The sequence below is a fragment of the Paenalcaligenes hominis genome, from assembly GCF_011927625.1.
GTDB classification, from domain to species: Bacteria; Pseudomonadota; Gammaproteobacteria; order Burkholderiales; family Burkholderiaceae_B; genus Paenalcaligenes; species Paenalcaligenes hominis.
Window position 1 is genome coordinate 32,369 of sequence record NZ_JAATIZ010000004.1, and the last position, 23,212, is coordinate 55,580.

At 46.0% G+C, this 23,212-nt stretch carries 28 protein-coding genes and 1 tRNA gene; 14 read left to right on the forward strand and 15 right to left on the reverse strand.

What is annotated here, in order from left to right:
• Nucleotides 1-7 precede the first annotated feature (7 nt).
• From pheS to thrS, 12 genes are all read right to left on the reverse strand, one after another.
• Nucleotides 8-1,030 carry a phenylalanine--tRNA ligase subunit alpha gene (pheS, locus tag GGR41_RS10055; protein ID WP_077733021.1) on the reverse strand — a complete coding sequence of 341 codons (1,023 nt, stop codon included), beginning with the start codon at nt 1,028-1,030 and terminating at the stop codon, nt 8-10.
• 78 nt (nt 1,031-1,108) lie between these two features.
• Nucleotides 1,109-1,468, reverse strand: a complete 360-nt coding sequence (gene rplT, locus GGR41_RS10060) for a 50S ribosomal protein L20 (protein WP_077733020.1) — start codon at nt 1,466-1,468, stop codon at nt 1,109-1,111.
• A gap of 14 nt (nt 1,469-1,482) precedes the next feature.
• Nucleotides 1,483-1,680, reverse strand: coding sequence for a 50S ribosomal protein L35 (gene rpmI / locus GGR41_RS10065; RefSeq protein ID WP_077734932.1), 198 nt, complete (start codon nt 1,678-1,680; stop codon nt 1,483-1,485).
• Nucleotides 1,681-1,833: 153 nt separating this feature from the next.
• A complete protein-coding gene (locus GGR41_RS10070; RefSeq protein WP_167661739.1) occupies nt 1,834-3,381 on the reverse strand; it encodes a YifB family Mg chelatase-like AAA ATPase in 1,548 nt (515 codons plus the stop codon).
• 90 nt (nt 3,382-3,471) lie between these two features.
• Nucleotides 3,472-3,747 (reverse strand): accessory factor UbiK family protein, encoded by a 276-nt coding sequence (locus GGR41_RS10075; protein WP_371019678.1) that lies wholly within the window; start codon nt 3,745-3,747, stop codon nt 3,472-3,474.
• An 87-nt stretch (nt 3,748-3,834) separates the two neighbouring features.
• Complete coding sequence (locus tag GGR41_RS10080; protein ID WP_167661740.1) at nt 3,835-4,296, reverse strand: hypothetical protein; 462 nt, start codon at nt 4,294-4,296, stop codon at nt 3,835-3,837.
• Nucleotides 4,297-4,543: 247 nt separating this feature from the next.
• Complete coding sequence (gene ptsP / locus GGR41_RS10085; RefSeq protein WP_229711186.1) at nt 4,544-6,289, reverse strand: phosphoenolpyruvate--protein phosphotransferase; 1,746 nt, start codon at nt 6,287-6,289, stop codon at nt 4,544-4,546.
• Between the two features lie 5 nt (nt 6,290-6,294).
• The gene (locus GGR41_RS10090; protein ID WP_167661741.1) at nt 6,295-6,564 is read right to left on the reverse strand and encodes an HPr family phosphocarrier protein; all 270 of its coding nucleotides are present in this window, start codon (nt 6,562-6,564) and stop codon (nt 6,295-6,297) included.
• An 8-nt stretch (nt 6,565-6,572) separates the two neighbouring features.
• Nucleotides 6,573-6,992, reverse strand: coding sequence for a PTS sugar transporter subunit IIA (locus GGR41_RS10095; protein ID WP_167661742.1), 420 nt, complete (start codon nt 6,990-6,992; stop codon nt 6,573-6,575).
• Entirely contained in the window at nt 6,985-7,947 is a 963-nt protein-coding gene (gshB, locus tag GGR41_RS10100; RefSeq protein ID WP_167661743.1) for a glutathione synthase, read from the reverse strand. Before gshB ends, GGR41_RS10095 begins: the two co-directional genes overlap by 8 nt.
• A gap of 76 nt (nt 7,948-8,023) precedes the next feature.
• Nucleotides 8,024-8,563, reverse strand: a complete 540-nt coding sequence (gene infC, locus GGR41_RS10105) for a translation initiation factor IF-3 (RefSeq protein WP_209279799.1) — start codon at nt 8,561-8,563, stop codon at nt 8,024-8,026.
• A 38-nt stretch (nt 8,564-8,601) separates the two neighbouring features.
• Entirely contained in the window at nt 8,602-10,524 is a 1,923-nt protein-coding gene (gene thrS, locus GGR41_RS10110; RefSeq protein ID WP_167661744.1) for a threonine--tRNA ligase, read from the reverse strand.
• A 382-nt stretch (nt 10,525-10,906) separates the two neighbouring features.
• On the opposite strand from thrS, the gene GGR41_RS10115 reads away from it, so the two are divergent.
• The 4 genes from GGR41_RS10115 (at nt 10,907) to GGR41_RS10125 (ending at nt 12,198) form a co-directional block, all read left to right on the forward strand.
• Nucleotides 10,907-10,983: transfer RNA gene (locus GGR41_RS10115), tRNA-Val, on the forward strand.
• A 195-nt stretch (nt 10,984-11,178) separates the two neighbouring features.
• Nucleotides 11,179-11,382, forward strand: a complete 204-nt coding sequence (locus GGR41_RS13135) for an Arm DNA-binding domain-containing protein (RefSeq protein ID WP_371020272.1) — start codon at nt 11,179-11,181, stop codon at nt 11,380-11,382.
• A gap of 70 nt (nt 11,383-11,452) precedes the next feature.
• On the forward strand, nt 11,453-11,725 hold the full coding sequence (locus GGR41_RS10120) for a TFIIB-type zinc ribbon-containing protein (RefSeq protein ID WP_167661745.1): 273 nt from the start codon (nt 11,453-11,455) through the stop codon (nt 11,723-11,725).
• 203 nt (nt 11,726-11,928) lie between these two features.
• Complete coding sequence (locus tag GGR41_RS10125; RefSeq protein WP_077733012.1) at nt 11,929-12,198, forward strand: hypothetical protein; 270 nt, start codon at nt 11,929-11,931, stop codon at nt 12,196-12,198.
• Nucleotides 12,199-12,298: 100 nt separating this feature from the next.
• On the opposite strand, the gene GGR41_RS10130 is transcribed toward GGR41_RS10125, so the two are convergent.
• Nucleotides 12,299-12,685 carry a DUF1090 domain-containing protein gene (locus tag GGR41_RS10130; RefSeq protein ID WP_167661746.1) on the reverse strand — a complete coding sequence of 129 codons (387 nt, stop codon included), beginning with the start codon at nt 12,683-12,685 and terminating at the stop codon, nt 12,299-12,301.
• 120 nt (nt 12,686-12,805) lie between these two features.
• On the reverse strand, nt 12,806-12,994 hold the full coding sequence (locus GGR41_RS13200; protein ID WP_268235110.1) for a transposase: 189 nt from the start codon (nt 12,992-12,994) through the stop codon (nt 12,806-12,808).
• 81 nt (nt 12,995-13,075) lie between these two features.
• Between GGR41_RS13200 and GGR41_RS10140 the strand changes: the two genes are divergently transcribed.
• Nucleotides 13,076-13,561, forward strand: coding sequence for a helix-turn-helix domain-containing protein (locus GGR41_RS10140; protein WP_229711188.1), 486 nt, complete (start codon nt 13,076-13,078; stop codon nt 13,559-13,561).
• Between the two features lie 22 nt (nt 13,562-13,583).
• On the opposite strand, the gene GGR41_RS10145 is transcribed toward GGR41_RS10140, so the two are convergent.
• A complete protein-coding gene (locus GGR41_RS10145; RefSeq protein WP_308633747.1) occupies nt 13,584-13,829 on the reverse strand; it encodes a DTW domain-containing protein in 246 nt (81 codons plus the stop codon).
• Between the two features lie 38 nt (nt 13,830-13,867).
• Between GGR41_RS10145 and GGR41_RS10150 the strand changes: the two genes are divergently transcribed.
• The 9 genes from GGR41_RS10150 to GGR41_RS10190 all read left to right on the forward strand — a co-directional run bounded on the left by GGR41_RS10150 (nt 13,868) and on the right by GGR41_RS10190 (nt 23,197).
• Nucleotides 13,868-14,938, forward strand: coding sequence for a linear amide C-N hydrolase (locus GGR41_RS10150; protein ID WP_167661747.1), 1,071 nt, complete (start codon nt 13,868-13,870; stop codon nt 14,936-14,938).
• Nucleotides 14,939-15,275: 337 nt separating this feature from the next.
• Nucleotides 15,276-15,695 (forward strand): PRC-barrel domain-containing protein, encoded by a 420-nt coding sequence (locus GGR41_RS10155; protein ID WP_077733009.1) that lies wholly within the window; start codon nt 15,276-15,278, stop codon nt 15,693-15,695.
• Between the two features lie 103 nt (nt 15,696-15,798).
• A complete protein-coding gene (locus tag GGR41_RS10160; protein WP_167661748.1) occupies nt 15,799-16,137 on the forward strand; it encodes a PRC-barrel domain-containing protein in 339 nt (112 codons plus the stop codon).
• Between the two features lie 116 nt (nt 16,138-16,253).
• Nucleotides 16,254-16,679, forward strand: coding sequence for a hypothetical protein (locus GGR41_RS10165; protein ID WP_077733007.1), 426 nt, complete (start codon nt 16,254-16,256; stop codon nt 16,677-16,679).
• A gap of 76 nt (nt 16,680-16,755) precedes the next feature.
• Complete coding sequence (locus GGR41_RS10170) at nt 16,756-17,061, forward strand: hypothetical protein (RefSeq protein ID WP_167661749.1); 306 nt, start codon at nt 16,756-16,758, stop codon at nt 17,059-17,061.
• A 77-nt stretch (nt 17,062-17,138) separates the two neighbouring features.
• The gene (locus GGR41_RS10175) at nt 17,139-17,429 is read left to right on the forward strand and encodes a hypothetical protein (protein ID WP_167661750.1); all 291 of its coding nucleotides are present in this window, start codon (nt 17,139-17,141) and stop codon (nt 17,427-17,429) included.
• Between the two features lie 1,092 nt (nt 17,430-18,521).
• Complete coding sequence (locus GGR41_RS10180) at nt 18,522-19,535, forward strand: ribonucleotide-diphosphate reductase subunit beta (protein ID WP_167661751.1); 1,014 nt, start codon at nt 18,522-18,524, stop codon at nt 19,533-19,535.
• Nucleotides 19,525-21,252: a ribonucleotide reductase N-terminal alpha domain-containing protein gene (locus GGR41_RS10185; RefSeq protein ID WP_167661752.1), complete on the forward strand. Its 1,728-nt coding sequence runs from the start codon at nt 19,525-19,527 to the stop codon at nt 21,250-21,252. The genes GGR41_RS10180 and GGR41_RS10185 overlap by 11 nt, the downstream gene beginning before the upstream one ends.
• A 103-nt stretch (nt 21,253-21,355) precedes the next feature.
• Complete coding sequence (locus GGR41_RS10190) at nt 21,356-23,197, forward strand: ABC transporter ATP-binding protein (protein ID WP_167661753.1); 1,842 nt, start codon at nt 21,356-21,358, stop codon at nt 23,195-23,197.
• Nucleotides 23,198-23,212: the final 15 nt, after the last annotated feature.

A 23,212-nucleotide genomic window follows, 5' to 3' on the forward strand; every position in this document is an offset into this window, starting at 1 on the left:
AGGCTAATTAGGAGTTGAACTGTTTTAAAAAGCGTAAATCGCCTTCGAAGAACTGACGTAAGTCATTGACGCCGTAGCGCAACATCGTTAAGCGCTCTAGGCCAGAACCAAAAGCAAAACCCATGTACTTTTCTGGGTCTAAGCCAAAGTTACGAATCACATCGGGATGCACTTGACCGGAACCAGAAATTTCTAGCCATTTACCTTTGTTAGGGCCAGAGCTAAACATCATGTCAATCTCGGCAGATGGTTCGGTAAACGGGAAAAATGAAGGACGGAAACGCACCACTAAATCGTCTGTTTCGAAAAAAGCACGCAGGAAATTGGTATACACGCCTTTGAGGTCAGCAAAAGAAATGTCTTCGGCAATCCATAACCCCTCGACCTGATGGAACATAGGCGAATGGGTGGCATCGCTATCTACTCGATAGGTACGCCCTGGTGCAATCACCTTAATGGGGGGCTTGTGCATACGTGCATAACGAACCTGCATAGGACTAGTATGGGTACGCAATAACAAAGGCAAGCCGCTTTCGTCGTTCATGTCCACATAAAATGTATCTTGCATGGAACGAGCAGGATGGTTTTCTGGATTATTTAATGCCGTGAAATTAGTCCAGTCATTTTCAATTTCTGGGCCATCCGCCACGTCAAACCCAATAGAGCGAAAGATAGCCTCTACACGCTGCCAAGTTTTAATAACGGGATGAATGCCGCCTACATGACGGCCCCGCCCGGGCAAACTGACATCAATCGCCTCAGAGGCCAAACGCTGATTCAGTTCAGCTTGAGCAAGTTCAGCACGACGATCGTTTAACAAGGCTTCAATTTGGCGTTTAATTTGGTTAATCGCCGCGCCTTGAGTGCGCTTTTCATCAGGGCTAAGTTGGGCCATCCCTTTCATTAGGGTGGTGATTTCCCCTTGTTTTCCTAAAAAAACCGCTTTGGCATTTTCCAAAGCCACCGCGTCCGCAGATTCAGCGAAAAGCGTCTGCGCACGTTGAATAATATCGTCGGCTGGTAAAGTCATGTCTAAAAGTCTATTTCCAAAAACAAACGGGCCCTATAAAGAGCCCGTTTGTACACATACTGAATCGATTTGTGCTTATTAAGCAGCCAAAGCAGTTTTGGCTTGAGCAACTACTGCAGCAAAACCGGCTTTATCGTTTACAGCCATATCTGCCAATACTTTACGATCTAGTTCGATATTGGCTTTGTTTAAACCAGCGATGAACTGGCTGTAAGTTAAATCGAGTTCGCGGCAAGCGGCGTTGATACGTGTGATCCACAAGGCGCGGAATACACGTTTGCGATTACGACGGTCGCGGTACGCATACTGACCTGCTTTCATTACCGCCTGTTTAGCAACACGATAGACGGTGCTGCGGCGACCACGGAAGCCTTTGGCTTCGGCTAATACTTTTTTGTGACGTGCACGGGCGTTAACCCCACGTTTTACGCGTGACATGTTTTAGACTCCAATCAAGCAAAAGGAAGCATCTGTTTTACGGATGCAACGTCAGAGCTGTGTACCTCTACAGCACCACGTAGTTGACGTTTGTTTTTAGTGGTTTTCTTGGTCAAGATGTGACGTTTGAACGCCTGACCGCGCTTGATGGAACCACTGCCACGTACTTGAAAGCGTTTGGCTGCGCCACGCTTTGTTTTCATTTTAGGCATAAGAACACTCAAAATTAAGTTGTGACCCATAGGTGGCAGCTAAAACTGATAAGCCACGCTTTAATAACCCTGTAGGCACTTATTGTTTTTTTTATTAAGTAGCTAACCCAATAAAAAGAAAATTATAAAAGTAAAAAAAGGATTTGTCTATGCTTAGAGGGGGTTAGCGTGCATTTGGTATCTAAATTGCATGGCTAATGCCACATGTTCGGCCTGAGTTTCTGTACTCTCGGCCACATCTGCAATGGTTCGGCTGACGCGCTGTATGCGATGTACCACCCGCAACGACCAGTTCCACTTTTGAGCAGCATGACTTAATAACTGCTCGGCATCGGTTGCCAACTGCACATAACGCTGTAAGGTCTCGCCCCGCAAGTGCGCATTTAAACAACCTTGGCGTTCTTTTTGTTTTTGTCGGGCTCGAAGCACACGTTGACGCACACTTTGTGAACCCTCGGGTGTCGCCATAGCCACGTTAAGCTGAGGCTCGTAGGGCAAAGCCACAAATAAATCAATCCGGTCTAACAACGGCCCAGAGAGTTTTCGTTGATAGCGCATAACTTGATCAGCTGAACACCGACAGAGCAATTGTTTGTGACCAAAATAGCCACATGGGCAGGGATTCATTGCCGCCACTAGTTGGAACTGCGCGGGAAAGCGGCAGCGTTGATGAATGCGGGATACTAGGATCTCCCCTGTTTCTAGAGGTTCTCGTAATGACTCGAGCACCCGCCGATCAAACTCGGGGAATTCATCCATAAACAACACACCATGATGAGCCAAACTGATTTCACCTGGTCGTATGACTCGGCCCCCACCGACCATGGCCGCCATTGAGCAGGAATGATGCGGGGCGCGATAAGGGGGAACGGCTGTTAATTGCAACGACGATTCTGCATGCGACTGCATTTGATGCACTATTGCGACGTCAAGCTGCTGTTGCGAGTCAAGAGGAGGTAATAATCCGGGTAACCGTTGGGCCAACATGCTTTTCCCTACACCAGGTGGGCCACTAAATAATAAGCTGTGGCCCCCTGAAGCAGCGTATTCTAATGCCAGTCGCCCTTGTTGCTGACCTTGAACCTCTGACAAGCACGCTAAGTGCTGGGGTGGGACGGATAAAGGACTTTTCTGTACGGGCTCTGCGGGTTCTACGCCACATAAAAATTGTACTGCATGCGGCAAACTATGGACGGCAGCTATCTTTGCCCCCGGCACATGCGCAGCAATGCGTGCTGAGGCTAATGGTAGCACTAATGTCTTTTGTGGAAACTGTTGCTGCACCCCACTGGCTAACGCCAACGCATTGCCTACTACCACTACCGCCCCCGTTAAAGAGAGCTCGCCAGCAAAAAAATAGGGATCCAGATCAGGGGGCTCGGCCTGCGCATTTGGCGTGCTCTGTTCACGTTGTAGCTGCCCTGATGCAAGTAAAACACCTAATGCAATAGCTAAGTCAAAACGCCCTGAGTCTTTAGGTATATCAGCCGGAGCTAAATTCACTGTGATCCGCGCCGCCGGAAAGCTATAGCCACTATTTAAAATAGCCGCCCGCACCCGCTCACGACTTTCCCTAACGCCTACATCAGGCATTCCTACTATTGTAAAACTGGGCAAACCTGTGCCCACGTGGATTTCGACTCGGACAGGAATGAGCTCGAAACCTAGCAGCACACCGCTACTTAAAATAGCTAAACTCATAGCGCACCTTGTGTATGGAGACATACAAAAGTATGCCGTAAAACACAGCAGTTTTACGGCATAGGTAGCCAGGTTTAGCTAAGGGTAAAACTACGGATGAGAGTCTGGTTCGGGAGCTGCGCTTTGGGCAAGTTTGGCCTCAAGCTCTTGAACACGCTGCTCTAATGCCGTGACACGGGCTAAAGCGCGCTCTAACAATGCAACTTGCGTATCAAACTCGTCACGAGTGAGCAAATCCATACGATTAAAGGTTTGCCCCATAAACGCTTTCATGTTTTTTTCTAAATCCGCAGCGGGACTGTTAGCAATAAGGTCAGATATATTTTGCTGTATTTGACTAAAAATATCGTTGCGTGAGTTCATCATGACTCTCCTTTATAGTGATAGCTTTAGTTTAAACAAAAAAGCCGCACAAAGGCGGCTTAATGCTAACCAAGCAAAGAAAATCTATGTTTATTGCTTGTCAGTTTTATCGCCATTTACTGCATTTTGAATGGCGGCATCGGCTTTAGCAGCTGCATCTTTAATTGCTGTGTTGGCATCATGAGCCGCCTCAGACGCATCGTTAGCGACTTTATCCGCTAAGTCAGCCGCTTTTTCTTTGATATGCTGGGCGCGTTCTTTAATGTCTTCTTTGGCATCGGCTGCGCTATTTTTGGACTCCTCTTTCAGCTCTTCTGCTTTTTTCTTTAAGTCTTCAGCTTCTTTTTTCACATCCTGCTTGAGCTCTTCTGTTTTTGTTTCAGGCTGTGGCGTCACTGCTGGTGCGGGAGCTGGGGCCGGTGTGGGTGCGGGCGCCTCTACAGCAGGCGCACCTGCAGGAGCGGGCTTATCATTCGTTTCATCAGAGCATGCAGCCAACAAAGCGACTGAAAATGAGGCAAGAATGGCAAGAGATAAGCGTGTCTTTTTCATATCGTTCCTTTATAGTAAAAGCAGTAGGTGCCTGCAATAGGCCCCTTGTTACAATTAATTCTAACCAGGTCTGCCCCTGACGCAAGCTACCTAGTGTAAATGCTCATGTCTAATTTGTAACATTGTAAAGATTTTACTGGCCACGGCTCGCTTGCCCCTCTTTTTTCGCGGTCTAACGATACGATTAGCTTGTTTTGTTACATTTAAATTGTGGTGTAAACCCGCACACAACCCCTTAATCAGCGAATTAGTTCAGCTTTAAGAGGTCAATACGCTCGGCTCGGTTAAGCGCCGTGGCAACTTTATGGCGTAAATCGCCAGTATGGGCTTGCAGCACCTGCTGCTTTACTAACATGATCTGAGAGGCCGGCATAGAAAAACAGCGTAGCCCCAAACCTAATAGCATGCGCGTCAAACGGGCATCGCCTGCCATTTCCCCACAAACCGAAACAGGCTTGCCGTAGCTTTCAGCTCGATTAATAGTATGAGCGATTAATCGCAATACAGCCGGATGCATTGGGTCGTACAAATCCATGACCTCAGCATCCGTTCGGTCTACTGCCATCACGTACTGAATAAGGTCATTCGTACCAATGGAAAGAAAATCAAGGTTTTGCGCAAAAGGTTCAATCGCAATAGCAATTGCCGGCACTTCAACCATTGCCCCTAGCTCATAATTAAATACGCCCGTATACCCTTCTGAGCGCAGACTATGTTGCGCTTGTTCCAGTGCAACACGGACCGCTTTGACTTCTTCCATGGTGGAAATCATGGGAATTAAGATACGTACTCGCCCAAGCTGCGAAGCCCTTAATAGTGCGCGCAACTGCGTTTGAAATAAATCAGGATGGGCTAAACAATAACGAATAGCACGTAACCCCAACGCAGGATTCGTTGCTACCGTTTGCTCTCCGTCTAGGGCTTTATCCGCCCCCAAATCAAGGGTTCGAATCGTAACGGCACGCCCTTGCATAATTTTTACTACAGAGGCATAGGCCTCGTACTGCTCTTGCTCGGAGGGCAGATCAGGACGCCCCATAAACAAAAACTCACTTCTGAATAAACCCACCCCGTCTGCGCCCGCATCAAACGCGGCTTGAGCCTCGTGGGGTAGCTCGATGTTGGCTTCTAACTGTACTGCTATACCATCTAAGGTGACAGCTGGCGTATCGCGCAATTGGGCTAATTGCTCACGCTGACTTAAGTGTGCTGCCTGGAGCTTGCGATATTGCTGCAACACGAGCTCAGAGGGATTAACAATCACCACCCCTTTAAACCCATCAACAATCAGTTGATCGCCATCACGCACTAAACGTCTAAACTCGCCCAACCCCACCACGGCTGGAATATTCATACTGCGCGCTACGATCGCCGTATGGGATGTTGGCCCACCCAAATCAGTCAAAAAGGCAGCAAAGCGGATTTTGCGCAGTCGCAACATATCGGCCGGGGAAATATCACGCGCCACTACAATAAGCCCAGGATCGTGCGATTCAGCATGAATGGCTAAGCTGTGATGGACTGGCGCTTGGCCGCTTAAAATAAGTAAAACCCGCTCAATGACCTGACGTATATCAGCACTGCGCTCACGCAAATAAGGGTCCTCTATTTGCTCGAACTGGGCCGCTAGATTTTGTCCTTGTGTAGTAAGTGCCCACTCAGCGTTATATAAACGCTCTGTAATATACACACAGCTTTGTTGTCGTAGCATCGGATCATCAAGCAATAAACGATGCACTTCCAGCACAGGGATAATTTCTAATGGGGTGTCTGCAGGCAGTTGCCGTGCAATGGACACTAGATCATCCCGCGCTTGATCCATGGCCTGATGGAGTCGAGCGCACTCTGCATTGATGGCCTCTGGCTCGATATAATAATGCGGCGCCTCGAGTGCGGCAGCACCCATCACGGCTGCTTTACCAATGGCATAGCCATTGACTACACCTTGACCAGCCATTGTCCACATAGCAGGGGATTGATTGGGCTCCAACATAAGCCTTAGGCTTCCTCGTCAAATTTATTAGCAAATAGGTTAGCTAGGGCATCTAAGGCTTGTTCCGCATCATCCCCCTCGGCGTCTAAAGTGACGGTTACCCCTAAGCCTGCTGCCAACATCATGACACCCATAATACTTTTTGCGTTGACGCGTCGATCGCCGCGAGCAATATGAATATCGCTTTTATATTGGCTTGCCACTTTGGTGAGCTTGGCTGCAGCCCGTGCGTGCAAGCCAAGCTGATTGGTTATTTCTATATTAATGGAAAGCATGATCGTAATTATGAAAGTGTTGGAGATTGATGCACGATTCCTCTTTGCGTCGCAGCAAGCACTTGAGTCACCATTGCCTCTATAGTTGAGCTAGTATCAGTTAAAGCTTTCAGTACCATAGGGACATTTACCCCAGACACAAGATGTACCCGATAATCGCGCAGCGCTAAGCGACGCTGAACACCTGTTGCCACATGATAAGGCGTTGAGCCATACAAATCGCAAAGCAATAACACCTGCTTGGTGCCTAGCTCTGCAATTTCATGCTCAAGCTTTTTCACCCACGGCTGAGGCAAATCTGCTGCAAGCACATCGGCCACCAGCAAAGAAGGCGGTGTTTGCAACACATGCTCTACACACGCATAGAGTGCTTTACCCAAAGGAGCATGAGTGACTAACACCACAGCAACTGGTGATTGCCTATGCATTCGCCACCACGTCAGCTAGGGCTTTCGCAAACAAGGCCCCCACGTCACAATCGGTTTGCTCGGTAATTTCAACAAAGCACGTTGGACTCGTCACATTGACTTCTGTGATGTAGTCACCAATCACGTCCAAGCCAACTAAAAACAATCCACGCTCTGCCAAACGGGGAGCGACCGTATTGGCTATTTGCCAATCACGTTCACTTAGTGGTTGGGCTACGCCACGGCCACCAGCTGCTAAATTTCCGCGTGTTTCCCCTGCCAACGGAATACGTGCCAAGCAATAGGGAATTGGACGGCCATTAATAATCAAAATACGTTTATCGCCAGCGCTGATTTCAGGAATATAGCGCTGCACCATTAATGTTTCAGCACCGTCTTTGCTTAAGGTTTCTAGAATGGCTCCGACGTTTACCTCGCCTTCGCGCATACGGAATATACCCATGCCGCCCATTCCATCAAGCGGTTTCACAATGACATCTTTGTACTCTTGGTGAAAGGCCCGGATGCGTTTCATGTCTCGAGTGACTAGAGTCGGTGGTGTGAACTCAGGAAACTCGGTGATGGCTAACTTTTCTGGGTGATTGCGTAATGCTGCGCCTGTATTAAACACTTTAGCACCCTGCTCTTCTGCAAAACTCAGCAAATGCGTAGAGTAAAAATATTCCATATCAAATGGTGGGTCTTTGCGCATAATGACCGCACTAAAGTGATTAAGCTCAAGCTCCAAAGCCGGACCGGTTTCAGTCCACCAATCTGCAGCATGCAAATCTGCACTGGGTGCGATATGAATAGGCTGAGCTACTGTTTTTACTCGACCTTGATCAATATAAAGATCGGTTTGTAACGCGACACTAATCGTATGCTCTTGAGCAAGCAACGCCCGCATCATTGCCACCGAAGTGTCTTTGTATGCAGAAAGAGAAGGCAATGGATCAATAATAAATAAAACATGCATGACGGAGATTCCTGAAATAAACCCCTTCGCAACAAAAGTCGCGAAGGGGTAGCAAAGTAGTCGGTCTAGAGACGGATTAGCTGGCTTTCTTGCGAGGCGCAAGCACCATCACCATCTGACGACCCTCCAAACGTGGGAAGGATTCGACTTGGCAAATATCCTCTACGTCATCACGTACACGCTCTAAAACGCGCATACCTAGCTCTTGGTGAGCCATTTCGCGCCCTCTAAAACGTAGTGATACTTTGACTTTGTCCCCATCTTCGATGAAACGACGAACATTACGTAGTTTTACGTTGTAATCGCCCTCGTCCGTAGCAGGACGGAATTTCACCTCTTTGATTTGAACCACTTTTTGCTTGGCTCTGGCCTCTTGTTGGCGTTTTTGTTCCTGATAACGGAACTTGCCGTAATCCATGAGACGACATACAGGTGGAGCTGCAGTCGGTGCAATTTCTACTAAATCGACCTCATGCTCTTCAGCCATGTCTAATGCTTGAGCTAGCTTAACGACGCCAAGCTGTTCACCCTCAATACCAATGAGTCGCACTTCATTAACACGGATTTCACCGTTGATGCGATGTTTCTTTTCGGTTGCGATGTCTAAGACTCCCAAAATTAAATAAAAAATTCTATGCCAGCGTGCAAGTAGGCTTATTGACGGCTGTCAACCTCATTTTGCATGCGTTCCGCAAAGTCGGTCAATGGCATAACCCCTAAATCGAGGCCCCCACGACCGCGCACTGCGACCGCACCTGCCTCTCGCTCTTTATCCCCTACGACTAAAATGTAAGGGATTTTTTGCATACTGTGTTCCCGAATTTTACGGGTGATTTTTTCGCCACGCAAATCGCTATTAACACGTAGGCCTTTTGCACGAAGCGTGTCAGCCACTTGTTTAGCATAATCCGCTGACGATTCTGCAATACAGCACACCACAGCGTGTACTGGAGATAACCACGCAGGCAATGCACCTGCATAGTTTTCAATTAGAATACCAATAAAACGTTCAAACGACCCTAAAATGGCGCGGTGCAACATAACAGGAGTACGACGTTGATCGTTAGCATCCACGTATTCTGCACCTAGACGCGCTGGCATGGAAAAATCCACCTGAATCGTGCCACACTGCCAATGGCGGCCAATTGCGTCTTTAAGGGTGTATTCAATCTTTGGACCGTAGAAGGCGCCATCACCTTCAGCGATTTCAAACTCACAATTAGTGCGACGTAAGCTTTCCATCAGAGCCTGCTCGGCCTTATCCCAGACCTCGTCGTCACCGATGCGCTTTTCGGGTCGAGTGGCTACCTTGTATAAAATTTCAGTAAAACCAAAATCCTTGTAAACACGTTGTAGCAGCGCCGTAAAGTTTACGCATTCCTCTTGGAGTTGATCCTCTGTACAGAAAATATGGCCATCGTCTTGAGTAAAACCGCGTACACGCATCATGCCGTGCAAGGCACCTGAAGGCTCGTTACGATGGCACTGACCAAACTCACCATAACGCAGTGGCAGCTCGCGATAAGAATGCAGACCTTGGTTGAAGATTTGCACGTGCCCCGGGCAATTCATGGGTTTAAGTCCATACACACGGTTTTCAGACTCGGTGGTAAACATATTCTCGGAATAGTTATCCCAATGACCTGTTTTTTTCCATAATGATAAGTCTAGAATCTGTGGGGCTTTGACTTCTTGGTAGCCATTGTCTTGGTAGACCTTGCGCATGTACTGCTCAACCTGCTGCCAGACTGTCCAACCTTTAGGGTGCCAATAAATCAAGCCAGGCGCATCTTCGTGGAATTGGAATAAACCTAACTCACGACCTAAGCGACGGTGATCGCGCTTTTCTGCTTCCTCTAGCATGGTGAGATACGCGTTTTGATCTTCTTTACTGGCCCATGCTGTACCATAAATACGTTGCAACATTTCATTATTGCTGTCGCCACGCCAATACGCCCCCGCTACCTTCATGAGCTTAAAGACTTTTAGCTTGCCTGTAGAAGGTACGTGTGGACCGCGACACAGATCAATAAAATCGCCCTCTCGATACAGACTGATGGTTTCGCCTGAGGGGATAGATTCAATAATTTCAGCTTTATAGTGCTCGCCGATGCTCTTGAAGAAAGCCACAGCCTCGTCACGATCCCATTCCTCGCGCGACACAGGTATATCTGCCTTGGCTAGCTCGGCCATTTTCTTTTCAATGGCCACTAGGTCTTCGGGAGTGAAGGGACGCTTGTAGGCAAAGTCGTAATAAAAGCCATTATCAATGACCGGGCCGATAGTGACTTGTGCCTCGGGAAATAACTCTTGAACGGCATACGCCAATAGATGAGCGGTAGAGTGACGAATCACGTCTAAACCATCAGCGTCTTTTGCAGTGATAATAGCTAGCTCGGCATCTTGATCAATAACGTAACTGGTATCGACTAAAGTAGGCTCAGAATCCGTCGTAGTCACTCGCCCTGCAAGAGCAGCACGCCCTAAACCAGCACCAATGGAATGAGCCACATCGCCAACAGAAACAGGCCCATCAAATGAGCGCTGTGAACCATCGGGTAAGGTAATCTGAACCATACAACTTCCTAATTAATAAAAAACGCGGCTCCATGGCCGCGTTTAAGGTATCTGTGAATAGCTTGAATAACGAGCGAACACATGCGGCCAAAACTATTGTCGCAAGGTAGTAGTTCGCGTTGTGATCATGTATGTTTCCATCGTTAATTCAAGAATATTAGTTATATATAAGTCTAACACTGCCCAGCTTTTCATGCAGCACCCAGCCAGAAAAAAACCGGACTCAAGTAAAATACGCAGCCAATTGTTGCAATCTTGCTACGCCACGCCATCTAGCATCCATTTGTTTGGTACAGAGGCCCAAGCCCAGAAGACTTCATTTTATTTATTTTTACTTAAAGGCTTGACAAGATCTACAGAACCACACTATAGTTATATCTTTAGGCGGTTAGCTCAGTTGGTTAGAGCGCTACGTTGACATCGTAGAGGTCGCTGGTTCGAATCCAGTACTGCCTACCAGAACTCATGTTTCACTAGACTTCACAAAAAGTCTATGAGCACCAGAAACCCGCACAGTCATTGGCTTTGCGGGTTTTTTGTTGTCTCGCGTTCCGTCAGTAGCTGTCACTAGCGTTCACTGCATGCCACCACATTTGGGGGCATGATTGGGGGCATGATTGGGGGCATGACAAAATACTTTGGGGGCATGAAGAAATGACACGCTCTGTGGCGCGTTTAACAGATATACGATGCAGAAATGCCAAATATGAAAAAGGTGGGCGCAATCGTCTGTTTGATGGTGGGGGCTTATATTTAGAGTTGTTACCTAGTGGATCCAAAAAATGGCGGCTTAAGTACCGCTCATCCGATATGACCATCCTCCCCGTCCTGAAGACCGAGGTTTTACGGCGACATTGATAAACGAAGGAACAAACCGAAACGCTGTTAGTCTATATCTAGTACCGAATAAACGAAAAGGAAATGACTTATGAAATGCCCAGCATGCAAAGAAACCGATCTGGCTATGTCATCACGCCACAACATTGAGATTGATTATTGTCCACAATGTCGAGGGGTGTGGCTAGATCGCGGCGAGCTAGATAAGTTAATTGAACGCAGTGTACAGGAGGTCTCTCAACTTAGCGCTCCAACGCAAGCGCCACAACACTATACAAACCACCCACAGCGCGATAGCCATTCACAGTATGGCTACAAAAAACCATATAAGAAAAAATCATTTTGGCAGGAAATCTTTGATTAACACTGCACTTAGCTCAACCAACATCTGTTTTTAGATCTTGGCTGAGTCAATGCCACCCCTAGGCTAACGGTACTTACCATTCAAATACGATGTCTACTTACTAGACTAAACCCCACAATAGAGCGGCTCAGAAAATGAATGGGTACAAAGCTTCTGCACCTTATCGCAATGAGGCTTACAATAGCACTTCACTAAGGAGCGTTATGTTATTACTTGAATCCCGTGAACGGGAGTATTTGTTGGAAATTTGTGCGTTAACCGAGGACCAAAATAACAATTTGGTTTTTGTAGGCATGACACTAGATGACTCGATTTGGTATTACCATTATCTAGAAAGCTCATTTAAAGGGATGGCTCACCGTGATGCAGAGCATGAAGCTCGTTATATTGCTTTACAGACTGCACATGAACAAGAGCGTTGCTCAATATTAGCGGCCGATTCCTTGCTACGGCCATTAGTCCCTGTCAATTGAAATGACTCGTAATGAAAAACCCGCCTTAGATTTCCTAGGCGGGTTTTTTTAAATGAGCCACTAAGCGACCTAAGCAGCGTTATGCCACCCATTTACTCTGTTATTGCTCTAGGTGACGTAGGTCCCTTTGTAAAATAGTTAATTTTTCCTGCTCTTCCTGCAATTCTCTCTCTAAGGTTTTTACCTTTTCCACTTTTCCAGACTGCGTTTTTTCTTGAATCTTTTTCGTCAGATCCGTAATTTTTTCCTCTTGTTCCACGATGTCTTCTTTCTTGTCTTCAATAAGAGAGCGAGTAGAACAGTTGCTTTTTGCATTATGTAAAGCTCTTTCTAACCCTTTTACACGATGAGGGTTGCCATGCTTTTTTGCCTGCTCTATTTGCTGCTCTATGTTTGCAAATTTCTGCTGACAAGGAGAAGAATCCGCTAATACAGTCAATGGAACGCAAGCGCTCATTAGAAATACTATTACTGTTTTTACTCCCATGCTATCTCCTAAGGGCTATCTACTTTTGAACTATACGTCTCATACTACCAAGCCTAAGCCTTAGCGTCACTCGCAATGTGGCACAGTCGATTTATCAAATCGCGCGGAAAACCCCGCCGTTCAGGGCGGAGATGAATAGCGCGGACGCGCTAGCGTCTTCGTATCAGCTTGGTGTTTGTTGTTGCTCAGCAAGTCATCCCGCACGTCTTTAGTGAACACACCACGACGGTACGTTGTCACAAAGACCAAGTGAACGTGCATGGTAAAAACACAGTGTCTACTGCGTCTAATGGCGTTGTTTTTCTTCATAGACTACGTATAATTTTTAGCATGAAACGATTGTAAGCCTATCAATACGAACTCAAGCCCAACGGCGCTCAGCGACGCGATATGCGCCGCTTTGCCGGTGCGTGTCGTTTCGTGTTCAATAGGGCGTTGGCATGGCAAAAAGACCGTTATGCCGCCTACAGCACGACGAAATTCAGCTATACCGTTCTGGCTAATTTCCTGCCCGTTTGGAAGAAGGATAAGGAAACAGAGTGGCTGAAACACTCGCCAAGTCAATGTTTGCAGCAAGCGCTTAAAGACCTAGAACGTGCCTACAAAAACTTCTTTGCCAAACGCGCCGGTTTGCCACGTTTTCAGATGGCACGTACTATGCACCGTTCAACAGTTTCAAGCGGCATGCCCCCCCTGCGTAAAGCGCAATTTGTGTGCGTAGCATGTGGCGTTAAGGAAAACGCCGATGTGGTTGGTGCGATCAATGTATTAAAGGCGGGACACGCCCGGTTCGCCTGTGAAGTGAGCAGTGCAGTCAGGCAGCCAGCAGCAGGAACCCACCGAAGCGACTCTGGGACGGCTCCATGCCTCCTTTGAGCGCTGTAGGAATCCCCGGCCTTTAGGCGGGGGAGGATGTCAATCTACTCACCAGATCAGGAAAGGATTCACCAATTAACAATTCAGCATTTTGTAGACCTAGCACTGCTAAACGTGCAGTATTAAGGGGATGCTTGTGTTCCTCAGGATGCTGTAAAACGAGAACATGTGTTTGGTTTGGGATACAACCTATATAGGCACAAAGACAATGGGTTTGAGGTCTTAAGCACCTCGAACAAGTCAAGCGATTGGTCATCGATGCATTCATAAATAAAGACGAATTTTCTAACAAGGATAAGATGTACTATGCAGTTTAAACTGTCCTCCACACTGCACGCAGCTGCCACTGCCCTATCGTTAACCTTTTTAGCTTTACCTAACGCTGATGCGTGCACCCGGTTTGTTTATTTAGGTGCAGATAATCAAGTCATCACAGCCCGCTCCATGGATTGGAAATCAGATGTAGAAACCAACCTATGGGTCTTTCCTAAAGGTATGCAACGTCAAGGAATGGCAGGCCAAAACTCTATTACTTGGACCTCTAAGTATGGCAGTGTTATTGCGTCGGGGTATGATATTTCCACCACCGATGGCATGAATGAAAAAGGGCTAGTGGCTAATGTGCTGTGGCTTGTCGAATCAGAATATCCAAAATACGATGGAAAATCGCCAGGTTTAGCCATTTCAGCTTGGGCTCAATATGTATTAGATAACTATGCTACCGTAAACGAGGCTGTAAAAGCCCTGCACAAAACCCCTTTTACTTTAGTGACTGAACACGTTCCCGGTGAAAATCGTTTAGCCACTCTGCACCTTTCTATTTCTGACGCCAGCGGTGATAGTGCCATTGTCGAGTACATCGATGGTCAGCAAGTCATTCATCACAGTCGCAACTACCAGGTCATGACTAATTCTCCGACCTTTGATCAACAGCTAACACTTAATAGTTACTGGGAACAAATTGGGGGATTAACCATGCTGCCAGGGACAAACCGAGCGGCAGACCGTTTTGCTCGCGCTTCTTTTTACGTCAACGCCATTCCCAAAACCAATCAAGAGGACGAAGCACTTGCGAGTGTATTTAGTGTGATCCGAAATGTGTCTGTGCCTTATGGTATTTCCACCCCTAATGAGCCCAATATTTCATCAACGCGTTGGCGTACTGTGGCTGACCAGAAAAATAAGCGGTATTTTTTTGAGTCTGCTATTGCACCTAATATTTTTTGGGTAGAGCTAGATAAATTGGATTTTTCAAAAGAAACGGGTCAGGTAAAAAAATTAAAATTAGGACCTAATCAATCCACTCTATTTAATGGCTCAGTCAATGATCAATTTGTTGAAACACAGCCATTTCACTTTTTAGGTTTACCCTCTTAATCAAAAATAAAGCCAAAAATCCCAATTTTTCAATTGGGATTTTTTTATGTGGCGTGCGTTGCAAGCTTAATAAACCCCTTCTATTATTTAGAGCCTGAGTATAAATGTAACAACAGCCGCCTTATAGTTAAGCCCTTTCTTAAATTAATAACCTATATAAAATCAATTATTTAAGTAAAAACCGACTTTTTTTGCTGGTTGTCTTTTGCAACACTTACACATATTTTGTGGGTATTTTTGTAGAAATAGGCATGATAGCTTAGTAGTAACAATTCAGTTAAGCAGCCCGATGGGTTCGTTGATCTGATTTGTCTTTACTAATGAAAAGGAGAGCTCAATGAAGAAATTAACTGCTATCACTGTATGCTCATTGTCTTTTGCATTCGGTTCCGCTGCGTTTGCCCAAACGCCTGCTACCCCACAACCGTCTACGCCCGGTGCACCGGTAACCACTGCTGTTCCTGCCCATGAGCCGGGCAAAGATATGGTCAGCGGTTGGAGCGTAAAAAATAACCTCATGGGGAAAAATGTCTATAACGAACAAGACGAAAAAGTGGGAGATATTCGTGATGTAGTTTTAGATCCTCAGGGTAAGGCAACCCATTATGTAATTGGGGTTGGTGGTTTTCTTGGGATGGGAGAGCATGATGTAGCGATTCCATTCGCTCAGCTTCATCCAAGCAATGATCGCTTGATGCTCCAGGGCTATTCAAAGGATCAACTAAAAGAGCTACCTAAGGTTGAAGTTAATAAGTAATTTCACCTCTTTAGCCCGCTACAGCGGGCCCCTATTACCGTACTAATTGAGTACAAAGCCATTAAACAACCAGATCTCATATTTGAGCTGTAAGGAGTTTATTATGCACCCCACCGATCCAAATCAACCCATTCCCACCACTACTTCTACCCTTTATAGTCATTATCCAAACGGATGTGCGGTAAAAGAAGATTTGTTAAACCGCGATGTTTATAACGAGCTTGATGAAAAAATCGGTGACTTACGTGATGTGATTTTAGGGGCTGATGGTAGAGCTCAATATTACGTTATTGGTGTAGGCGGTTTTTTAGGTCTAGGCGAACATAACGTTCGTATTGCATGTGATCATCTTCATCATAATGCTGACCATTTAATTTTAAAAGGCTACACAAAAGATCAGCTTAAAGATTTGCCTGATTCGCACCATTTACGTCAAATTTAATTGACGCATTTAAAGTCTCAGCCCTATGTGGTTTACTGCGTAGGGCTGAGACTTTTATTGCTTAAATTGCCTCTATCTTATTAAAATAAAATTGATTTTAATTTTATTATTTCATTATGAGCCCTTCTCAGCTTGTTTTACTTGCTCAACTTTTACAGATAGAGCTTAGCCCTCAACTTGAACACGAGTTGCTTGAGGCAAACCGTCCCCCCTACTCTATTGATGCTCAACGTATTCTGACCTTACATAAATCAATTAAAGAACAGTATGTTAAGCATCGCCCTACGGCTTTTCGAGTGGTAGTGGGGCATCATGATTACGATCGCTATCCAGGCGCTTTGGTTCTAGAAGTAGACGATGAAGTGCAGCTAATTGCTTTAACGACAGAAAAATATATTCCCGCACGTATTAAAGAGCTACCCGAGCAGACCGGTGGCGTATACTATCGGGGTGTGATCACGCAGCAGCTAGTGGCTAATAGTATTTTCCAAGAAGGCGACTCGGTGTTCTTTACCGAGGATCAAGTCAACAAGGTGCTGTAATACGCCCTATTTGACAGCCTTTCCTGATTAAAGGCATAATTTTTAGCTTTTGTGTTTATTTTACAGAAAGCGAATCATGTCTACTGATACCCCCCTTGAACAGCAATTTGAAACCGCCCTACGTGCTTGTATTCAGCACGCTGCTGACCTAGATCCTCCTGTACGTTTTACACGGCTTAGTAAACTGGTCAATCAAATTGGCGCAAAAGCAGCAGCAGACCGCGTCCTTGCCAACGAACGTGTTGGTGACGGCTTGGCTAACTTAGCATTAACAGGGCTAGAGAACTTACAATACTCTATAGAGCATTTAGTACAGCAGGAGCCTTGGTCAGCGCTTTTTACAGCAGAGCAGTTAGCTATAGCTAAGAAACGTCTGCAGTAGTCATTTAAGCCTCTTACGAGGTGTAGATTTACACCATCTTGGCCTACAGCATTTATCTTTATTTATTCTTATTCCTTATGTCCGATCCTTCCCCGACCTCTGCCCAAGACCAACAAACGCTGCTAGGTATTGCGCTAGCTGATCAAGCTCTGATCACTTCACATATCGCTATGTTTGCCGCAAAAACTGCTAATCCTCAAGAGACACTTGCTCTGCTACACGACATAGCAAACGAGATTAGCGAAAAATATCAACTACCGCAATTAGCTAAAGACACCATGCAAGCTCGCATACAAAAGTCATTAGATCTGGCAGTGGCTATTATTGGCAAAAATAATTTAAAACCCACTGACTCCACTACCCATTAAGACATGCTGTCTGAGCCCAACCGGGTCAATAGCAGGCTTGATGCGCGCTAGCCGACGTTACGTCTTGCTAGCGTAGTTCTGTGTGCTTGTATGCTTCGTTTTAGGATTTAGGAAACGATCAAGACAATGGATCGGCCGTAGGGAGGCGTCACAAAACCAAAGCTAAACCGTAAAGCAAAAGTGGGTTATGCGATGAAGCGGTGTATCAACAAAAAAACGACGAAATAAGACTGTCATAAAAGGCTTTTTTGCTCTGTTTTTTAATAAGAAGAAAACGCTAAGTCGCCGATTAATCATACGCTTGGCGGCGTAAGATTAAGCAAAAACGTGTTCTATGTTGCACTGCAAGTTAATAATTGCACACAATTTAAACCCCCACAAACTATAGTGATCGACTTGCTTTAAAACACAACCTAGGCGTATTATTTAGCCATGCGACACTAAATGTTGTGGTTTTGATTAAAATCTGTAGTTGGCAAGTAAGACTTAAAAACAACAGTATTTAACCAACCTACTGCTTTGAAAGCTTTGGCGAAACCAGTTGTACTTTGCACAAAGCTAGGCAGTATCGGCCTCACCTCATCAAGACAGTGCTTCGCAAATAATCAAGCGTTTTACTTTATGGCTTTAACGGGACAAATTGTTGTACTAGAATAGCTCCTTGCCTTTTTAGCAGGGCAAATTTCAACGCATATTTCTCGTTGACTTGCTACGTGACAGCAAGCTCTCGTTAACTAGATATTTTGAATTTAAGTTGCACATGACTCGTCGTGATCTACCTTTTAGTTTTAGTCAGGGCCCTGCCCCGAGATCCGATCAAGTTGGACGCGCTGTACCGAAATACCAAAGCTACAGCACCGCATAAACCGAAATTTTTAAATATCGTTAACCCCAGATTACATTGTACTGTATAAATATACAGCATGCTATAAGTTCAGATCTATCTCTGAATTACCCGAATTTCCCATTTAATTTATTCCCCACAGGGGCGTCCTGCTGCACGGACCGCGACCAGTCACAGTTTATTGCTGCGTTGTTGAATCGCGTCTGCGCCACAGATTACGAACTAACACAGAAAAGGACTAGGAGTTTATGATCTATAAAAGTCAAATAGAAACGCCTACCGATTCCTACGTAGCTAGGTATCCATGGGCTACCGAAATGGCCATTGGTCAACAAGATATCTATTGGACTGCCGAGGAATTAGGCGTCGAAGAAGACGAGCAAGATTTCAAGATCAATTTAAATAAAGCCGAATTACACGGTGTGATCACAGCTCAGTCCATCTTGACCCAATACGAATTGATGCTCGGCGGCGAAAACCTTTGGGGTGGCAAGATCCCCAAGATGTTTCCACGTCCAGAGATTGCACGCATGTGCGCTAAATTTACCGATGTAGAATTACACGTACACGCGCCTTTCTATGATATTGGCAACGTTGTTATGGGTAACTCAACGGACGAGTTTTACTCGCAGTGGAAGCGCGATTCCGTGTTGGCAGACCGTATTGCGTTTATCGACCGTTATGCCGAAGGCGATTGCCCTCTCGAGGTCACTGCAGCTCTTGCTCTACTTGAAGGCGTTGTGCTGTATTCCGCGTTTGGTTTTTTCAAAGGCTTCAACAGCCGCGGCTTTAACTTAATTCCTCACTTTGTTTCTGGCATCGACGCGTCCGCTAAAGACGAAAACTTTCACTCTATTGCCTCAAGCTTTTTACACAAAGAGTGTAAACACGAGCGCCAAGTAATGGGCTATCACAGTGAAGACGATGACAAGAAACTGCGTGAGTCCATTTGGAAAATGGCTGAAATGCTTTATTTGCATGAAAGCCGCATTATTGACTTGATGTTTGAAATACCTGGTAACCGAGTCACTACCAAAGAAGAGCTTCTTGAATTTGTACGCGATCGTATCAATATCGTCCTCGAGCGCTTAGAAATGCCTCCTATGTTTGATCAAGAATCGGGGCTCATTTCTGGCTGGTTTTATAACCAATTGAATACGGTAAAGGTCCCTGATTTCTTTGCTGGCACCCAAATCCAATATCGCCGTAACTGGGATCGTTACAAGCTTACATTTAGAAAAGAGGTAGAAAATGTCCTTTAGACAGTCAGGGATTAGCGAAGAAAAAGTACAGATGTTTGAGCAGCTCAGTGCCGAGCGTAAACATCTCCAAGAAATTGGACATCTTCCTTCCTGGTACATTACCCAAGGCTGGCAACTTTTCAAAGAAAAGTATCAGTACAAAGACGAGCCCGCTCTATTGGGCCGTCACCGTACTATTGCTAAGACACTTGCCCAATATATGGTGGGCGAGGAAGAAAAGTGGGAAGAACTTTTCTTCAATGAGCTTTGGGATGGCATCTTGTCCCCCGCGACTCCTGCCCTGTCGAATACAGGTACTGATCGAGGCATGAATGTGTCTTGCTCTGGCCAATTTATTGGCGACAGCGTTGTGTCTTTCTACGATGGCCTCAAAGAAATGGCCCTGTTATCCAAGAATGGTTTCGGCACTAGCGCAGACTTTAGCTCCATCCGACCTCGCGGCGCCCCTATTACAGCAGGTGGCGAAGCCAGTGGCCCTATTCCCGTCATGGAAGATTTCTTTACCTGCGCCTCTAAAATTAGCCAAGGCGGTAATCGCCGTGGTGCGGTAGCGGGCTACCTGGATATTGAACACCCCGACTGGGACGAGGCCGTCGATTTATTGATGCGTGACCCAGACGGTAAAAACTTTGGCTGGACTGTACGCGACACCTTTGTCGAGTCCTTAAAAAATGGCGACCCTGAAGCCCAACGTAAATTTACCCGTGCGCTCTACGTCAAACTGGTTACAGGTAAAGGCTACTTCTTCTTTATTGACAAAGCTAACCGTCAACGTCCAGATATGTATAAAGATCATGGCTTAGATGTTAAAGCCACCAATCTTTGTACCGAAATCATGTTGCACAGTTCTGAGGACTACACGTACTCATGCATTCTGGCCTCTATGAACTTAGCTAACTGGGATAAAATTAAAGACTCGGATTCCGTCTTTATTGCTACTGTCTTTTTAGACTGTTTATGTGAAGACTTTATTCGCAACAGCGAAGGGGTACCTGGCCTAGAGAAAGTACGTGATTTCACCATGCGCGGCCGAGCCATTGGTTTAGGCGCCATGGGCTTCCACACCTATCTCCAAGCAAAAAATATCCCATACGCCAGTCTAGAAGCGCAGTTTCTTTCTAACGAAATGGCTAAACATATTCACGATGAGTCACTACGTGCTTCCCAATGGCTAGCTGAAAAATTTGGTGAGCCTGAATGGTGTAAAGGTTACGGTGTACGCAATACTCACCGTACTGCTTATGCACCGACTAAATCCACGGCGTTATTAATGGGTGGTGTCAGTGAGTCGTGGTCTCCAGACCCAGGCATGGTGTTTGATATGGCATCTGCCGTAGGCGAATTACGTCGTATTCCCCCAGTTTTCTACGAGAAAATGAAAGAAAAAGGGGTTTACAACGAAGACACGATCCGCGATATCATTAATCATATTGGTAGCGTACAGCACGTAGACTGGCTAACCGAAGAGGAAAAACAAGTCTTCATGAATGCTTACGAGGTCGAGCAAAAAGTGATTTTGCGTCATGCTTCGCAGCGTCAAAAATATACCTGCCAAGGTCAATCGCTGAACTTCTTTGTTGCTGACGAAGGCTCCGAAGATCAAATTGCTGAACTCATTACCATGGCATTTTTGGATGAAAACATTCTCAGTCAATACTACTTCTACTCTAAGAGTGGTGTGGTTGTCCCAGATGAGTGCTTATCCTGCTCTGCTTAAACTCTTTTAAGCACGTTATACCAACCCGTAAAAGTCCAGCCAAGCTTGCACTTTTACGGGTTTTTTAATTTTTATTGGTTTTGTCTTTTTCTATAGGTGGCTTGTGTTTTCTTTTTTTGAACGCCGTGTCCAGCCCTACCCCGCGCCAAGCTCACAACGATTCCCCTCAACATTTTTTGCTTTCATGTGGCACTCAACGACGGGTATACGGGGTTGGATTAGTTTGCTTACCGTCACTTCGGCCGTTATGGCTGGCTATGAAGCTTTTTTATTTGCCATTTTGAGTCAGGTCGTCGATTGGTTGAGCACGCTTGCTCCCACTGAACTTTGGAGCGAGCAACGTTCCGCCTTGTTAGGCATAGGGGCTATTTTATTAGGCAGTATCGTTATTTTAGTTTTGCACACCATGGTGATGCACCAAGTGCTAGCGATTAATTTTCCTATGCGTCTACGCTGGCTCTTTCATCGCCAAATGCTTGGCCAAAGCCTGTCTTTTTATGCTGACGAATTCGCTGGTCGCGTCACCACCAAAGTCATGCAAACTGCACTGGCTGTACGTGATGTCGTTTTTGTCGTGGTCGATGTATTGGTAGGCGTGGTGGTGTATTTAATCGGCATCCTCATTCTTGCAGGTAGCTTCGAGGTACGACTGCTTATTCCTTTTATTATTTGGGTGCTTGCCTACAGTGGCGCCTGTTGGTATTTTGTACCCAAACTTGGTCAAGTAGGAAAAGAGCAAGCCGACGCCCGCTCATTGATGACAGGTCGGATTACAGATGCCTACACGAATATTGCTACCGTAAAACTCTTTGCGCATAGCCAACGCGAGGCCGACTATGCACGGCGCGCCATGGATGCGTTCAAACAAACGGGCTATAAGCAAATGCGCTTAGTCAGCCTATTTGAAACCACTAACCACATTATGATCACGGCTTTATTGCTGGGTTCCACAGGTACGGCTCTGTACTTATGGTCAATGAATCAAGCTAGCGCAGGTGTGGTAGCAGCAGTAATGGCTATGGCCTTGCGTTTGTCCGGCTATTCTCATTGGATTATGTGGCAAATGACTAGCCTTTTTGAAAATATAGGCACAATTCAAGACGGCATGTACACTCTAAGCCAACCTAAAACTATTATTGATCACCCCACTGCTCTACCTTTGCAGGTTAAAGCCGGTGAAATTCGTTTTGAAGACGTGCTTTTTGGCTACAAGGACAATCCACGACCAATTATTAATCACCTCAATCTCACTATTAAGCCTGGTGAGCGAATTGGGTTAATCGGTCGCTCTGGTGCTGGTAAGTCTACGCTAGTTAATTTATTGCTGCGATTTCATGAGCCGCAACAGGGCCGTATACTAATCGATGATCAAGATATTGCCTTAGTGACTCAAGATAGCTTGCGCCAAGCCATTGGTATGGTGACACAAGACACGTCGTTATTACATCGCTCGATGCGAGAAAACATTCTTTATGGCAACCCGGACGCCACAGAGGCAGATATGCATGCTGCAGCTCTGCAAGCCGAAGCGGCTGAATTTATTGAGCGTTTAACGGATCGACACGGCAATTCTGGGTATGAGGCGCAGGTAGGCGAGCGCGGAGTAAATCTATCGGGCGGGCAGCGCCAACGCGTAGCTATTGCTCGTGTTATGTTGAAAGACGCCCCTATCTTACTTTTGGATGAGGCCACTAGCGCTTTAGATTCTGAAGTCGAAGTCGCTATACAAAGTAGCCTAGATCGATTAATGGAAGGTAAAACAGTGATTGCAATTGCACATCGTTTATCAACCATTGCTGCCATGGATCGCTTAATCGTCATGGATCAAGGTCACATTGTAGAAAGTGGCAGCCACCACGAGCTAATTGCCTTAGATGGCATTTATGCTCGTTTATGGCGGCATCAAAGTGGGGGGTTTCTAGGGGAAACCGAATCACAGCAATAATGCCTAAAACTCGGC